This window comes from Streptomyces dengpaensis (assembly GCF_002946835.1).
GTDB classification, from domain to species: Bacteria; Actinomycetota; Actinomycetes; order Streptomycetales; family Streptomycetaceae; genus Streptomyces; species Streptomyces dengpaensis.
On record NZ_CP026652.1, the window covers coordinates 7936820 to 7952647 of the forward strand.

Here is a 15828-nt window from a genome sequence, read left to right on the forward strand (position 1 = left end):
CTTCCCTCGTCCGGAGGTCTGCGGCATCCTGCGGCCATGCAGACGGAGCTGAGCGAGCAACTGGGAGTCGAGCACGCCATCTTCGGCTTTACGCCGTTTCCCGCCGTCGCCGCGGCCATCAGCCGTGCGGGCGGATTCGGTGTGCTCGGCGCGGTCCGCTACACCGCGCCCGACGACCTCAAGCGCGACCTGGACTGGATCGAGGCGAACGTCGACGGCAAGCCCTACGGCCTGGACGTCGTGATGCCCGCCAAGAAGGTCGAGGGCGTGACGGAGGCCGACGTCGAGGCGATGATCCCCGAGGGACACCGGCAGTACGTCAAGGACACCCTCGCAAGGTACGGCGTGCCCGAACTCGCCGAGGGCGAGGCGTCCGGGTGGCGCATCACCGGGTGGATGGAGCAGGTCGCCCGCAACCAGCTCGACGTCGCCTTCGACTATCCGATCAGGCTGCTCGCCAACGCGCTGGGCTCACCGCCGGTCGACGTGGTGAAGCGCGCCCACGAGAAGGGCGTCCTGGTCGCCGCGCTCGCGGGCAGCGCCCGGCACGCGCGCAAGCACGCCGAGGCGGGCATCGACATCGTCGTCGCGCAGGGCTACGAGGCGGGCGGGCACACCGGGGAGATCGCCTCGATGGTGCTCACGCCCGAGGTCGTGGACGCCGTCGACCCGCTGCCCGTCCTGGCGGCCGGCGGCATCGGCAGCGGCCGGCAGGTGGCCGCCGCGCTCAGCCTCGGCGCGCAGGGCGTATGGCTCGGCTCCCTGTGGCTGACCGTCACCGAGGCCGAGACACACTCGCGCGCCGTGACCCGGAAGCTGCTCGCCGCCGGGTCCGGCGACACGGTCCGCTCACGTGCCCTGACCGGCAAACCCGCGCGCCAGCTGCGCACCGAGTGGACCGACGCCTGGGACGACCCGAACGGGCCCGGCACGCTCCCCATGCCACTGCAAGGGCTGCTCGTCGCCGAGGCGCTCACGCGCATCCAGAAGTACGAGGTGGAGCCGCTGCTCGGCACACCCGTCGGACAGATCGTCGGCCGGATGAACAGCGAACGCAGCGTCCAGGCCGTATTCGACGACCTGACCCAGGGCTTCGAGCAGGCCGTCGACCGCGTCAACCGCATCGCGGGAAGGGTCCCCCAGTCGTGAGCGCGATCAACCGCATCGCCGGAAGGAGCCACCAGTCGTGAGTACGGAGCCGAACGGCTTCTGGGCCCAGGCGGCCGCCGACCCCGAGCGGATCGTCCTCATCACCCCGGCCGGCGAGGAGTGGACCGCGGGACGGCTGCACGCCTCGGCCAACCAGCTGGTCCACGGACTGCGCGCCGCCGGCCTCGAACGCGGCGACGCCTTCGCGGTCGTCCTCCCCAACGGCGTCGAGTTCATGGTCGCCTACCTCGCCGCCGCGCAGGCGGGCCTCTACCTCGTCCCCGTCAACCACCACCTCGTCGGCCCCGAGATCGCCTGGATCGTCGCCGACTCGGGCGCCAAAGTCCTCATCGCCCACGAACGGTTCGCGGACGCGGCCCGGCACGCCGCCGACGAGGCGAAGCTCGCCGGGACGCTCAGGTACGCGGTCGGAGAGGCGGCCGGTTTCCGTCCGTACGCCGAACTCCTCGACGGACAGCCCGAGTCGGCGCCCGCCGCGCGCACCCTCGGCTGGGTCATGAACTACACCTCGGGCACCACGGGACGCCCGCGCGGCATCCGGCGCCCGCTGCCGGGCAAGCTCCCCGAGGAGTCCTACCTCGGCGGCTTCCTCGGCATCTTCGGCATCAAGCCCTACGACGACAACGTCCACTTGGTCTGCTCGCCGCTCTACCACACCGCCGTGCTCCAGTTCGCGGGCGCGTCGCTGCACATCGGCCACCGCCTGGTGGTGATGGACAAGTGGACACCCGAGGAGATGCTCCGTGTCATCGACGCACACAAGTGCACCCACACTCATATGGTCCCCACCCAGTTCCACCGGCTGCTGGCGCTCCCCGACGAGGTGAAGGCCCGCTATGACGTGTCGTCGATGCGGCACGCCATCCACGGCGCCGCCCCCTGCCCGGACCATGTGAAACGGGCCATGATCGAGTGGTGGGGCCACAGCGTCGAGGAGTACTACGCGGCCAGCGAGGGCGGCGGAGCCTTCGCGACCGCCGAGGACTGGCTGAAGAAGCCCGGCACGGTCGGCAAGGCGTGGCCCATCAGCGAACTCGCCGTCTTCGACGACGACGGCACAAGGCTGCCGCCCGGCCAACTCGGCACCGTCTACATGAAGATGAGCACCGGCGGATTCTCGTACCACAAGGACGAGAACAAGACGAAGAAGAACCGCATCGGCGACTTCTTCACCGTCGGCGACCTGGGCTGTCTCGACGAGGACGGCTATCTCTTCCTCCGCGACCGCAAAATCGACATGATCATCTCGGGCGGGGTCAACATCTACCCGGCCGAGATCGAGGCCGCGCTGCTCAGTCACCCCGCTGTCGCCGACGCGGCCGCCTTCGGCATCCCGCACGACGACTGGGGCGAGGAGGTCAAGGCCGTCGTCGAGCCCGCCCCCGGCCAGGAGCCGGGCCCCGCGCTCGCCGCCGACATCCTCGACCACTGCGAGCGGCAGCTCGCCGGGTACAAGCGCCCCAAGAGCGTCGACTTCGTCGCGGTCATGCCGCGCGACCCCAACGGAAAGCTGTACAAGCGGCGGCTGCGCGATCCCTACTGGGAAGGCCGCACACGGTCCGTGTGACGTGGGCCCCGCTCCGAGGTGGTCCCGCACCCAGGCGGTGCGGGACCACAGACGGCGGTCAGTCAGCGGTGGTCGCTCACCCGGATCACCCGCAGCCCCGGCGAGGAGAGGATGTCCTTCTCGCAGAAGCGGGAGGTGATCCACTTCTCGTCCGAGAACCGCCGCGTCTGATCGCTGTAGTGCGGCGAGTTCGGGTTCGACGACTGCGCGTACGTCAGGAGGGTGCGCGCGACCGGGCAGCGGCCGCCGTCCCAGCCGACTGCCTGGATGTACGAGGAACCGGTGGTGACCTCGGTGTATCCGCCGGCCGTGGGGTTCCACACCGGCTCGATCTTGTTCCACACCCCGAGCGACTCGGTGCCGCCCGGGACGGGGATGCGCTGCCCGCCACGTACGACGAACTGGTTCTCGCCGAGCCGCGCGTTCAGCGCGATGCCCGCCGTGCGCAACTCGGTCACCGCGTCCGCGAGGGCCGTGGTGAAGCCCGGCGCGTCGGTGTTGAGCGTGTTCGGGGTGCGGACCGGGTCCGCCGCCGAGAACGGGACCTTCCAGAGCTGCGCGGCCGGCACGCTGGCCGTCAGCTTCCGCCAGAACCGGTCGAAGAGCAGCGCGCCCCGGCTGCCGGTGTTCATGGAGTGGTCCCACGCCTTGAGCGAACCGCACGCCTCGCTCACGTCAACGGCCTTGCCGTCACTGCCCGTTGCGCTGCCACCCGGCAGTGCGGTACAGACACGCACCACGTCGTCCGCGACGAGATCACCGGCGGGCACCCGGTTCACGAACTGCTGCGCCTGAAGATCCCGCACGGTCAGCCGGCCCCGCTGGGCCATCGCCGACACGTCCTCGACCGCGCCGCGCGTGCGCATCGAGCGCTGCGTGCCGATCGTGCCGAAGACCCGCTCGTACCCGGTCAGCGGCCGGTCGGCATTGGTCAGCCAGGCACTGTCGTTGGAATTCTCCGCGTACGGCGCGTCCTTGAGCACCGGCATCCTCGCCGGCCCGAAGATCCCCGGCTGCACGGCGTCGGGGTCGCTGCCCAGCGCGCAGTCGCCGCGCGAGCCGTCGAGGACCGCGACACCGGAGGCCGGATACGTGACCTTGCCCAGCGGCGTCGAGCAGCGCTGGACCAACTCGTCGGTGATGCGCGGCAGTACCTGCGACTGCGTGAACAGCGAGTGCCCGCCCGAGTCGGCGGCGATCGTGTTCACCCAGGGCAGCCCCTGGGTGCGCCGCAGGGCCGTGAGGACGTCGGCCGTGCCGCGGGCTTTGCTGAAGCCGAGCGCGGTGTCGGCGGCGCGGAGGTTGGCCGCGTTCGGGTCGTTCAGCGCGTAGGCCGTCGTGGATGTCCAGGGAAGCGGCAGTTGCGCGCCGAGCGTGGTGACGACCGGGCCGTAGCGCGTCCACCACTGGGTGCGGGTGACGGGTGTGCCGTCCAGCACGTCGACGGTGACGGTGCGCTTCGTCATGTGCTCCGGCTTGCCGTCCACCAGATACGTCGTCGGATCGGCCGGATCCAGCGTCAGCTGATGGAGGTTGAGGGTGACGCCCGTCGCCACGGTATGACTCCAGGCCACGCGCGCGGTGTGCCCGATGGCTATCGTCGCGGAACCGAGCAGCGCACCGCCCGCGACGTTCAGTTCGCCGGGGATCGTCTGCTGCATCTGCCAGAAGCGGCGGCCGCCCTGCCAGGGGTAGTGCGGATTGCCCAGCAGCAGACCGCGGCCGTTCGCCGTCGTGTCGCCGCTGAAGGCGACCGCGTTGGATCCCATGTCGGCGGTGTCGAAGAGTTCCCGCGCGGCTTCGGCGGTGCTTCGCGCGTCAGGGGTGGCGGTGCTCGTCGTGTCGGGCGAAGGCGTGACGGTGGACTTCGTGGCGGATGTTGTGGACGGCGGCTGCGCGGTGGTGATGCCGTCGACACCACGGCCCTGGCCGCCGAGCACGGACAGCGCGAAGTTGCGTGCGGCCACGTCCACCGAGGTCACCGGGCGGAGCCAGGCGGCCCCCCGGCAGGCCGGATCGGTGATGCGGTTCCGGTCGAGCCAGGCGTTGTAGCCGGCCGCCCAGCCGCGCATCAGGTCCTTGACCGCACGGCTCGGCCCCACGGGCGCGGGCTCGGCCACCAGCTTCTCCACCGTGCGCGCCTCCCGCACGCCGTGGAAGTACAGATCGCTGGAGAGGTTCTTGGCCGCGGAGGACAGCGATCCGTCGGGCGCCGCGTCGGGCCCGAAGAAGCGGGACCGCTCGCCCCGTACGGTCACGAAGCCGTCGGCGAGGGTGCACACCTGGTCGGCGGCCTGCGCCCAGCCGGTGCCGAAGCCGAGGTTCGCGTAGTCCTTCGCGACGATGTGCGGAATGCCGTACTCGGTGTAGCGGATCACGGCCGACAGGCCGCCGTGCGAGGGATGTTCCTGACGGCCTTGTTGCTGGGCCGCGGCCGCGGGCAGTGCGGTCGCGGCGGTGAGCAGGGCGACGGCCGTGACGACGAAGCGTCTCAGGCGGGTGCGCATCGTGCCTCCCAACGTCATTGGGGGAAGGGGTGGTTGAGCGTACCAACGGGTATGTGCGGCGGCGGGGTGTCTGCGGCGATCTCCGTGCTTCGGTGCCGGCCTCCTCGTGTCCGGCTGGACGGCCGCCTCGCGTTCGGCTGGACGGCCGCCTCGCGTTCGGCTGGACGGTCACCCCGCGTGCGGCTGAGCGGCTGCCTCGCGTCCGGCTGGACGGTGGCCGCGTGTCCGGCTCGACGACCTCCTTGCGTGCGGCTTGACCTCCCCGTGCCGCGGGCCGAGGATCATGTGTCATGACGCCAGGACACGGCAGCACGGTTGACGGGGTGCTGCGACGCAGCGCCCGGCGCACCCCGGCGCGCGTCGCGGTCGAGTACCGCGAGCGCTCCTGGACCTACGCGGAACTCGACGAGGCCGTGTCACGAGCCGCGAGCGTGCTCCTCGACCAGGGGCTCGCCCCCGGCGACCGGGTCGGCGCCTACGGCCACAACTCGGACGCGTATCTGATCGGCTTCCTGGCCTGCTCCCGCGCGGGACTCGTGCACGTGCCGGTCAACCAGAACCTGACCGGCGACGACCTCGCGTACATCGTCGGCCAGTCCGGGAGCACGCTGGTCCTGACCGACCCCGATCTCTTTGGTCAACTGCCCGACGGCGTACGTACGTTGCCGCTGCGCGACGCCGACGACTCGCTGCTCGCGCGACTGGACGCCGCGCCCCCGTACGACGGAGCCGAACCGGACACCGGCGACCTCGTTCAGTTGCTCTACACGTCGGGCACCACCGCCCTGCCCAAGGGCGCGATGATGACGCACCGCGCCCTGGTGCACGAGTACCTGAGCGCGATCACCGCCCTCGACCTGAGCGCGGGCGACCGGCCGGTGCACTCGCTGCCGCTCTACCACTCGGCGCAGATGCATGTGTTCCTGCTGCCGTATCTCGCGGTCGGCGCGTCGAACATCATCCTCGACTCACCCGACGCCGAGCGGCTCTTCGACCTCATCGAGGCCGGGCGCGCGGACAGCCTGTTCGCTCCGCCCACCGTGTGGATCGGCCTGTCGAACCGTCCCGACTTCGCGACCCGCGACCTGAGCGGGCTGCGCAAGGCGTACTACGGGGCGTCGATCATGCCGGTGCCCGTCCTGGAGCGGCTGCGCGAGAAGCTGCCGAAGCTGGCGTTCTACAACTGCTTCGGCCAGAGCGAGATCGGCCCCCTGGCCACGGTCCTCGCCCCCGACGAGCACAAGGGGCGGATGGACTCCTGCGGGCGTCCGGTCCTGTTCGTGGACGCGCGGGTGGTCGACGAGCACGGCAAGGATGTGCCCGATGGGACACCGGGCGAAGTCGTCTACCGTTCACCGCAGTTGTGCGAGGGCTACTGGGACAAGCCGGAGGAGACGGCCGAGGCCTTCCGCGACGGCTGGTTCCACTCCGGAGACCTCGCCGTGCGGGACACCGACGGGTACTTCACCGTCGTCGACAGGGTGAAGGACGTCATCAACTCCGGTGGTGTACTGGTCGCTTCCCGCCAGGTCGAGGACGCGCTCTACACGCACGAGCAGGTCGCCGAAGTGGCCGTGATCGGCCTTCCGGACGTGCGCTGGATCGAAGCCGTCACCGCGGTCGTCGTCGCACGGGGTGAGGTCACCGAGGCCGAACTCCTCGCCCACGCGCGCGAGAAGCTCGCCCACTTCAAGGCGCCCAAACGGGTCCTGTTCGTGGACGAGCTCCCGCGCAACGCCAGCGGGAAGATCCTGAAGCGGGAGCTCCGGGACCGGTTCAGCAGTGACTAACGCGGACGCAGGTCCACGATCCGCTTGATCTTCCCCACCGACCGCTCCAGCGACTCGGGTTCGACGATCTCGACCGTGACCGATACGCCGATGCCGTCCTTCACCGCCGCCGCGATCGCCCGCGCCGCCACCTCGCGCGTCTCGGGCGTGGCACCGGACCTCGCTTCGGCCCGCACGATGAGCGCGTCGAGGCGTCCCTCGCGGGTCAGCCGCAGCTGGAAGTGCGGAGCGACTCCCGGGGTGCGCAGCACGATCTCCTCGATCTGGGTGGGGAAGAGATTGACGCCGCGCAGGATCACCATGTCGTCACTGCGGCCGGTGATCTTCTCCATCCGGCGGAAGACCCGCGCCGTGCCGGGCAGCAGCCGCGTCAGGTCCCGGGTCCGGTAACGGATGACCGGCATGGCCTCCTTGGTGAGCGAGGTGAACACCAGCTCGCCCTCCGCGCCGTCCGGCAGCACCTCTCCGGTGATCGGGTCGACGATCTCGGGATAGAAGTGGTCCTCCCAGATGTGCAGCCCGTCCTTCGTCTCCACGCACTCCTGGGCGACACCCGGGCCGATCACCTCCGACAGGCCGTATATGTCCACCGCGTCGATCGCGAACCGCTCCTCGATCTCCCGCCGCATCTCCTCGGTCCACGGTTCGGCCCCGAAGATCCCCACGCGCAGCGAGGTGCCGCGCGGATCGACGCCCTGCCGCTCGAACTCGTCGAGGAGCGTCAGCATGTACGAGGGGGTCACCATGATGATCTGGGGCTTCAGGTCCTGGATCAGCTGGACCTGACGGGCCGTCATACCCCCGGAGGCGGGGATCACCGTACAGCCGAGCCGTTCGGCCCCGTAGTGCGCGCCGAGCCCGCCCGTGAACAGCCCATAGCCGTACGCCACATGCACCTTGTCGCCGGGGCGGCCGCCCGCCGCGCGGATCGAGCGGGCCACCATGTCGGCCCACATGGAGAGGTCGTTCTCCGTGTAGCCGACGATCGTGGGGCGCCCGGTCGTGCCGCTCGACGCGTGGATGCGCCGGATCTGGTCCTGGGGTACGGCGAACATGCCGTACGGGTAGTGCTCGCGCAGATCCGCCTTCGTCGTGAACGGGAACCGCGCCAGGTCGGCGAGCGTATGGCAGTCGTCCGGGTCGACACCCGCCTTGTCGAGGGACTCGCGATAGAAGGGCACGTTCTCGTACGCGTGGCGCAGCGACGTCCGCAGCCGCTCCAGCTGGAGCGCCCGAAGCGTCGGTACGTCGAGCCGCTCGCCCGCGTCCAGCAGGCCCTTCGAGTCCGTGGAATCCGCCATCGGGGTCGCTTCCTCGCCAACAGCATCATTTCGGACGACCGATCATTCGGTCGAGGTGTTCGAGATCAGTAATTCAGGCCACCCCGTCTCAGGCAAGAGGTCGACTCGCCTTTTCTTCGCGGAGTCGGCCGCGATCACGAAGCCCGTAGATCTACCAGGGCGGTCGCCGCGTTCGACGCGGCGACCGCCCGCACGTCCGCTAGCGCACCAGGCAGGGGCGCTTGGCGTCGAACTCCCAGTCGGGCACGAGGTAGCGCATGCGGATCGCGTCGTCCCGTGTCCCGAGGGCCTTCTCCTGGTAGAGCTCGTGGGCCGCGAGGAGGCGGTCCATGTCGAGCTGGATGCCCAGGCCGGGGGCGTCGGGGACGGCGATCTCGCCGTCGACGATGCGCGGCGGGGCGGTGGTGAGCCGCTCCAGGCACTCCTGCCAGATCCAGTGCGTGTCCAGGGCGTCGTCCACACCCGTGACCCGGGCCGCACCCCGTGCGATTCCCGCCGGCCCGCGCACCCCATTGGTCCGGGCCGGCGCTCTTTGTGCCGACAAGGGGTCCCGCCTGCGCGGCGGTTGCTAATCTGGGCACCCGCCCGGAGGACCGGGCCGAGGCTTTCGGGGGGATGGATGAAGCCTCGTCTGGTGTTCGTGCACGGCATCGGTGGACCGCGCGACCCTGCGACCGAACTCGACGCGTGGCTGCGCGCGTTGGCTGCGGGCACCCGTGCCGCGGGTCATTCACGCCGGGTCCTGGATCTGATCCAGGGATGGGCGGCCGATGCGCGATTCGCCTACTACGGAGACCTGTTCGGCCTGGCGCAAGGGCAAGGAGGCGGGGCCGACGAGGAGGACGACGACGACCTCGTCGGCGCGTTGCTTCTGGAAGCCGTCGAAGAGCGGCTGGCCGAGCCCGCCACAGGCGACGAGGCCCGCCTGCTGCGCCGCGCACACGCCCAGCTCACGCCCGAGGGCGACCCGCAGGGTGCGGGCGCGGTCGGGCGCCAGGTACTCACCGCCGCCAACACCCTCCTGTCGCTGCCCGGCCTGCGCACCTTCGGCGGCTGGGCGAGCGCGGGGCTGATGGTCGGCCATCTGCGCCAGGTGGAGCGCTACCTGCACCGTGGCGAACCGGACGACACGGGTGTGACGCTCGACGCCCGGATCCGCCGCCGCGTGGCAGAGGCCCTCGACCCGTCCGGCCCCACCATCGTCGTCGCGCACTCCCTCGGCACGGTCGTCTCGCTGGAGGCGCTGCACGCGCACCAGGGCCGCGTTGCGCTCCTGGTCACGGTCGGCTCGCCCATCGGAATGAGCACGGCCGTCCGTCCCCGGATACGACCCCAGCCGCTACAAGTGCCGCACTCTGTCGAGAGGTGGCTCAACTTCTGGGACCGGGACGACTTCATCGCCGTACGGCCGCTTCTGGAGAAGATCGTGCGGCCCAGCGAACTCTCCGTAGTGCCGGTCACCGGACGCGTCGACTCGGACGGTGTCTGGGTGCACCCCGCCGCCAAGTACCTGGCGCAGTCCGCCGTCGCGGGTCCCGTCGTCGAGGCGATCGAGACGGCCACGGGACGATGAGAGCGCCAACTCCCCGCCGCCACGTCCTCGTTGTCGCACCGCAGTGTCCGGACGTAGGACTGCTCGACGGGCTGGAGGAGGTGGCGGGGGCCCTGCACGGGGTGCTCCGGGACCAGTGGCGGGGAGCGTGCACAGGAAGTCCCGAGCCCTCCCTCTTGTGCGGTACGTCCGTCACACAGACCCAGATCGAGGCGGCGATCCGGGGCGCGGCCGAACGGGCGGGGCGGGCGGGGGCCGTGCTCGTCCTCGTCCTCATCGGGCACGGCATCACCCCTGGCCGCAACCCCACCCTCTACTTGATGGCGGGCAACTCCCGGGCCGACGAGATCGCTTCCGCGGTGAACGTCGGGGCACTGCTGACACAGGTGCTGGAAACACCGGGACTCCCCGGCGTGTTCGCCCTCGTCGACACCTGCCACGCCGGCGGCGCGATCCCCGACCTCGCAGGGACGGACGGCGGGGTGCGCCAGGGCGCGGCCCGGCTCTCCATGATCATGTCGGTCGGTGCCGCACAGAAGGCATACCGGCTCGCCTTCTCCCACGGCGTCGTCCAGGTCCTCACCAAGGGCATCCGCGGAGCGGGCGAGTTCCTGCGGGCCGACGCGGTGCTCGACGCCGTACGAGACGCGGCGCCGGGCCAGGACGCACGCCGGGTGGAGTACGACGGCGCCATGGTGGGCGAGCAGCCGTGGCTCGCGCGCAACGCGAGCCGTCGCGTGCGGTCCGGATCCGTACTGGGGCCCGTGGCGACGGAGGAACTGGAACAGGCGCTGGCCCCGTTGGGCTGCCCGGAACTGCTGGCGACACCGGTCACCGGGGCCGATGTCCTGGAACATCTCCGCGGTGTTCTGCCGGAGCGTTCGCCGGGCAGCGGCATCGAGCTGAGCTGGTGCTTGGTCGTCGTCGACGGGCTGCTGGACTGCCTGCGCACCATCGACCTGCTCACCTCGTGGCCGGGGCGACGGCTGACGTCCGAACGGCTGCGGCGCGCCCTGTGGCTGGCCGCCGGCCGCTCCGCGGACCGGCTGCCGGACACGTCCGGAAGTGAACTGCTCCGGGACGCGGTGGAGTACCTGCGCCTGCGCGCTGCGGCCGTCGATCCGGACGCCGGACGGACGCGCGTCGCTCCGCTGGCCGATTTCGTCGCCGCGCTCGCCGTCGAGGACCAACTGGCGGAGGACGGCGCCGAGCTGACCGCATGGGCGGACGCGGTGGGCGTCGTGGAGCTGGGCGATGCCTTCGAGCGGGTACGGCGCGGGAGCGCCAGGATGCGGCTGAGACTGGTCGTCAGTCTGCACGCGGCCGTCGCCGACGACTGGCCGGAGACCCTCGACGCGTGGCTGCTTGACCGCGGAGAGATGTACCGGCACAAGGTGTTCCGTTGCACGCCCGACCAGCCCGGGGTCGAGGAGCGGCTGGCCGGCGTACTGCACTGGGCGTCCGTGCGGGCGAGGAAACTCGGTGTGCAGCTCCGCAGGGTCGAGATCGCCGCCTCCGCCGCCCTGCTGCTGCGCTGGCGGCCCGAGGAGACCCATTTCGGCGAGAGGCTGGGGGAGCGCCACGATGTCGTGCTGCGCTGGAGCGAGCGACTGGGTCCGCCCAGCCACCTGTGGTGGATCAACGACCGTGCCCGGCAGGGGCTGGCGGCGATGAGCGCGTACGGAGCGGGACGCGCACCCGTCGACTGGCTCAGCCTTCGGGAGACCGAACAGACCCAGGAGCTCAAGAAGAGACTGGGACGCGGCACCTACGCACGAGCGGTCGCCCTGGAGCACCGGCCGCAGCGGTTCGAGCAGGTCATGGAGTTGCTCCTCGCCCACGCCCCGATCGTCCTCTGGCCGGGCGTTGAGGGGTGTGTGCCCGACAAATTCCGGGACAGCCTCGACCGGTTCTGGCATCTCCTGCCCGCGGAATTCAGCGAGGCCTATCGTCGCAGCTGGGAGCAGCGAGAGCGGCACGTACAGGCCGAGCTCGACGGCCATGAGCATCTGGCCCAATGGCGAACGGTCTGGCACGACGCCGAATGGCTCGACTTCTGCGACTGGTTCGAGCAGTTCACCATCGAGGGGGAGAACTCCGCATGACCTGGCAGCCCTTCTATGTCGGCGACGGCACCCCGCGGGACGTCGACCTCGGCGAACCGCCCCCGTGGCGGAGCTTCCCCCGGCAGGCCCTGCACCAGCAGTTCCAACCGCCGCCGGGCCTGGTCAAAGCTGTGAACGCGGCGCTCGTCCTGCGTCGGCCGCTCCTGGTGACCGGCGCGGCGGGCTCCGGCAAGTCCACGGTGGTCGAGCAGGTCGCGGCCGAGCTCAAACTCGGCGACGTACTGCGCTGGCACATCACCTCGCGCAGCACGCTCAAGGAGGCGCTGTACCGGTACGACGCCCTGGGCCGCATCCACGCGCAACGCCTCGCCGGCCCCGATGACAGCGACGACATCGCCCCGTTCCTGCAACTCGGCCCGCTGGGCACGGCGCTGCTCCCCGTCAGGCATCCGCGCGCCCTGCTGATCGACGAGATCGACAAGAGCGACCTGGACCTGCCGAGCGACCTCCTCGATGTCCTCGAGCGCGGTGAGTACGAGATCCCCGAACTCGCCCGGTACAGCGACATCCAGGCCGTCGTCGAGGTCCGCGAGTGGGGCGGCGACCCGCGCCATCCTGCCCGGAGCCCCATCAAGGGGGGATTCGTGCAGTGCGACAGCTTCCCGTTCATCGTGATGACGAGCAATGGCGAGCGTGACTTCCCGGCGGCCTTCTTGCGGCGCTGCATCCGGTTCACCATGCCGAAGCCTTCGGTCGACGAGTTGCGCAGGGTGGTGGAGGCGCATCTGCGGATCGGCAGGCGTGGCAAGGCGGTCGACCTGCTGATCCAGGATTTCCACCAGCGCCTCACGGCGGGCGAGAGCCTGGCCATCGACCAACTGCTGAACGCGGCCCACCTGTTGACGGGTGGCTCGCTCGCCGCGACGGAGCGGCAGGAAGTCATGGCCCTGGTCCTCCGCGAGCTGACCCGTGCGTGAACAGGGCTCGGCGGTGCCGGACGGGTTCGCTGGCCCGGACCGGTTCGCGGAGGTGATGACGGCACTGAGCGTCGCGGCGCCGGATCTGGACGGCACGGCGCTGGCCGAGCTTCTCTGGCTCGCCTCGCGCATGGACGGAGACACGGACGGCGCGTCCAGCCCGGCACCGGAGCAGGAGCACATGCACACGGCACCAGCGCCCGAAGCCGATGCCGAGGACATGGCCTCGCTTCCCGCCGACATGGGGCGGGCGCTGCACGAACGCCTCGGCGGGGCGGGCTCGCGCGTCCGGGGCGACCCCGTGGCGGTGCCGCGGGCTTCCGGCCTGCCGCTGACCCTGGAGGTGACGCGAGCGCTGCGGCCCTGGAAGCGGCCGTGGCGTCAGGGCCGCAGATCGGCCCTGGACGTCGACGCGACGGTGGACGACTACGCCCGCAGCGGCGAACTGCTCCCGGTGTTCACGCCCGCGCCCGAGCGGTGGTTCGACCTCATCCTGGTGGTGGACCGCTCTCCCGCGATGCGGGTGTGGCGGGAGACCGTAGCCGATTTCACGGCCGTACTGGCCCGGCTCGGTGCGTTCCGCACGCTGCAGGTGCGTGATCTCGGCTTCGGGGAGCGCGGCCCTGAACTCCGGGACGGGCAGGGTCGGTTGATGAGTCCCGGTCAGCTCAGATCACCCGACGGGCGTCGGCTGCTGGTGGTCGTGTCCGACTGCGCGGCCGCGGGCTGGCGAGAAGCGGCGGTGTGGCGGCAGCTGCGTACGTGGGCGTCGACGACGCCGCTAGCGCTGCTCAACCCTCTGCCGACGAAGCTCTGGCGCCGCACGGGGCTCGATCTGCCGTCCGCCCGGGTCGCGAACGGCGCGCCGGGCTCGGTCAATTCCCGGCTGGAGTTCGATCCGCCGCCGTTGCCGCTGCGGGAGGACGCCGAGGCGAAGGAGGGGGACTGGCTGCCCGTCCCCGTGCTGTCGATGTCTCCGCATTCTCTGGACCGCTGGTCACGCACGTTGATGCGGGCGGATCCCGAGGGCTGCGGCGCGGTGCTGGTCCCGCACGGCGGACGGCCCGAGGGGCAGGCGCGACGGCGCTCGGGGAGCGTCACGGCGGAGGGCTTCCTGCGCACCGCCTCGCCCTCGGCGGCGCGGCTGGCGGTCCTGTGCTCCACCTTCGACCGGCTGAGCATGCGCCTGTTGCATCTCATCCGCCAGGAGCTGGTGCCCGAGTCGGAGGTGGCCGATGTCGCCGAACTGCTCACCAGCGGACTCTTCTCGCTCGACGTCGATGAGCGGGGAAACGTCGAACTGAGCGTGCCGGAAGGCGTGCAGCGCCGGCTGAGACAGGATCTCGCGCAGTACGAGGTCTGGCGGATCAACAGGGCCCTGAGCCGTCATGTGCCGGGCCGGGAGAGCCGGGACGATCAGCTGCTCGCCGTGGCACACGACCCGGACGGCCGGGTCGACCTCGCCGCCGAACTCCAGGCGTTCGGGCAGGCGTCCCGGCGGACGCTGGAGCTGCTCGGCCTGTCGGATGCGGAGGACGTCGCGGGTGCCGGTGAAGGGCGACTGCGGCGAGTGACGATGCCGCCGGGCGCCGGATCCGATCAGCAGGAGCCGCAGCCGGACAACCGGCCGTATTTCTTCCTGAGTTACGCTCATACGCCCGTGGTGCCCGGCGGGGGCGATCCGGATCACTGGGTGTACGTCCTCTACAAGGATCTGTGCGACCACATCATGGCGCTCACGGATCTTCCGGCGGGGTTGCCCGCGGGTTTCATGGACCGGGAGATGCGCTCGGGGGACCAGTGGCCGCAAAAGCTCAGCGAGAACCTCGCGACATGCCGGGTGTTCGTGCCGCTGTTCTCACCGCGGTACTTCATGAGCGAGAGTTGCGGCCGGGAATGGTTCGCGTTCAACGAACGCGTTCTGCGGGCGCGGGCCATGGGTTCCGGTTCCCTGCCCGCGATCGTCCCCGCGCTGTGGACCCCTGTCGAATACGCTCAACTGCCGGACTCCGTACGGCATATCCAGGTGGACCACGCGACGTTCGGCGACCGGTACGCGGCCAACGGGATCTACGGTCTGATCAAGATCAACCGACTGCGCGACGAGTACGAGGAGACTGTCCTCGGGCTCGCCCAGCGGATCGTACGGGTCGCCCAGGAGGCACCGCTGCCGCCGAGCCCGCCCCGCCCCTACGAGAGCACCCCGAGCGCCTTCAAGCCGCGCGGCGAAGGCCCCCGGCGCATTCATCTCACCGTGGTGGCGCCCACGCGCGGGAGCGTTCCCGAGACCCGGGACGTGCGCGCGTACGGTGATGACCCGCAGGACTGGAATCCCTACCACCCGGAATCCACCCGGCCCCTGCCCGCGCTGGCCGAGGAGCTGATCCGCTCGCTCGACTACCGGGTCACCGTCTCCTCGTTCGATGACGACGAGGTCAGAGGCAAGGACTTCGACCACCCCGAGGCGGGGTCGGCGCCCGAGATCCTCCTCCTCGACCGGTGGGCGCTCAGCGATGAGGAACGGCGGCGCAGACTCCGGGAGTTCGACCATGACGCCCGCCCCTGGGTCAGCGTGATCGTTCCCTGGAACCGGGCCGACGTTCAGCGCTATGGCGAGGAGGCCCGTGACCTGGCGACGGAGCTGGAGCAGACGCTGCCCCAGATCGTCGACCGGGACCGGCGGACCGAGCACCGGACGGCCATGAACGGCGTATCCACGCTCAAGGCGTTCACCGACGTCCTGCCGACCATCGTCGCGTACGCGACGCAGCAGTACATGAAGTACCACAGCACGCATCCGCCCGCGGGCCCGTCGGTCAGCAGGCCGCCCCGCCTGAGGGGCCCGGATCCCACGTCGTACCCCGCAGGCGAAACCGACCGCGGAGCAGAAGAGTGACC

Annotated in this window: 9 protein-coding genes and 1 pseudogene; 7 read left to right on the top strand and 3 right to left on the bottom strand. The window is 70.7% G+C overall.

The window, feature by feature from the left end:
* The first annotated feature begins 36 nt into the window (after positions 1-36).
* Positions 37-1149, top strand: coding sequence for an NAD(P)H-dependent flavin oxidoreductase (locus tag C4B68_RS36995; RefSeq protein WP_099502255.1), 1113 nt, complete (start codon positions 37-39; stop codon positions 1147-1149).
* Positions 1150-1186: 37 nt separating this feature from the next.
* Positions 1187-2737 (top strand): acyl-CoA synthetase, encoded by a 1551-nt coding sequence (locus C4B68_RS37000; RefSeq protein WP_099502254.1) that lies wholly within the window; start codon positions 1187-1189, stop codon positions 2735-2737.
* 62 nt (positions 2738-2799) lie between these two features.
* Here C4B68_RS37000 and C4B68_RS37005 read toward each other — a convergent pair whose 3' ends face one another.
* Positions 2800-5244: a penicillin acylase family protein gene (locus tag C4B68_RS37005; protein ID WP_099502253.1), complete on the bottom strand. Its 2445-nt coding sequence runs from the start codon at positions 5242-5244 to the stop codon at positions 2800-2802.
* Between the two features lie 290 nt (positions 5245-5534).
* Here C4B68_RS37005 and C4B68_RS37010 point away from each other — a divergent pair, with 290 nt between their 5' ends.
* Complete coding sequence (locus C4B68_RS37010; protein ID WP_099502252.1) at positions 5535-7034, top strand: acyl-CoA synthetase; 1500 nt, start codon at positions 5535-5537, stop codon at positions 7032-7034.
* Here the strand turns inward: C4B68_RS37010 and paaK are convergent.
* Complete coding sequence (gene paaK, locus C4B68_RS37015) at positions 7031-8335, bottom strand: phenylacetate--CoA ligase PaaK (protein ID WP_099502251.1); 1305 nt, start codon at positions 8333-8335, stop codon at positions 7031-7033. The two genes, C4B68_RS37010 and paaK, sit on opposite strands and share 4 nt — an antisense overlap.
* A gap of 199 nt (positions 8336-8534) precedes the next feature.
* Positions 8535-8792, bottom strand: a pseudogene (locus C4B68_RS37020) (enolase C-terminal domain-like protein); the annotation flags it as partial.
* Between the two features lie 162 nt (positions 8793-8954).
* Between C4B68_RS37020 and C4B68_RS37025 the strand changes: the two are divergent.
* Genes C4B68_RS37025 through C4B68_RS43785 form a run of 4 tightly spaced genes read left to right on the top strand, consistent with a single transcriptional unit; the run spans position 8955 to position 15826 of the window.
* Positions 8955-9908 (top strand): alpha/beta fold hydrolase, encoded by a 954-nt coding sequence (locus C4B68_RS37025; RefSeq protein ID WP_099502250.1) that lies wholly within the window; start codon positions 8955-8957, stop codon positions 9906-9908.
* Positions 9905-11992 (top strand): vWA-MoxR associated conflict system protein, encoded by a 2088-nt coding sequence (locus C4B68_RS37030; RefSeq protein WP_099502249.1) that lies wholly within the window; start codon positions 9905-9907, stop codon positions 11990-11992. The genes C4B68_RS37025 and C4B68_RS37030 overlap by 4 nt, the downstream gene beginning before the upstream one ends.
* Positions 11989-12930 carry an AAA family ATPase gene (locus C4B68_RS37035; protein WP_099502248.1) on the top strand — a complete coding sequence of 314 codons (942 nt, stop codon included), beginning with the start codon at positions 11989-11991 and terminating at the stop codon, positions 12928-12930. The genes C4B68_RS37030 and C4B68_RS37035 overlap by 4 nt, the downstream gene beginning before the upstream one ends.
* Positions 12923-15826 (top strand): TIR-like protein FxsC, encoded by a 2904-nt coding sequence (locus C4B68_RS43785; RefSeq protein WP_240634596.1) that lies wholly within the window; start codon positions 12923-12925, stop codon positions 15824-15826. The genes C4B68_RS37035 and C4B68_RS43785 overlap by 8 nt, the downstream gene beginning before the upstream one ends.
* The last annotated feature ends 2 nt before the right edge of the window (positions 15827-15828 follow it).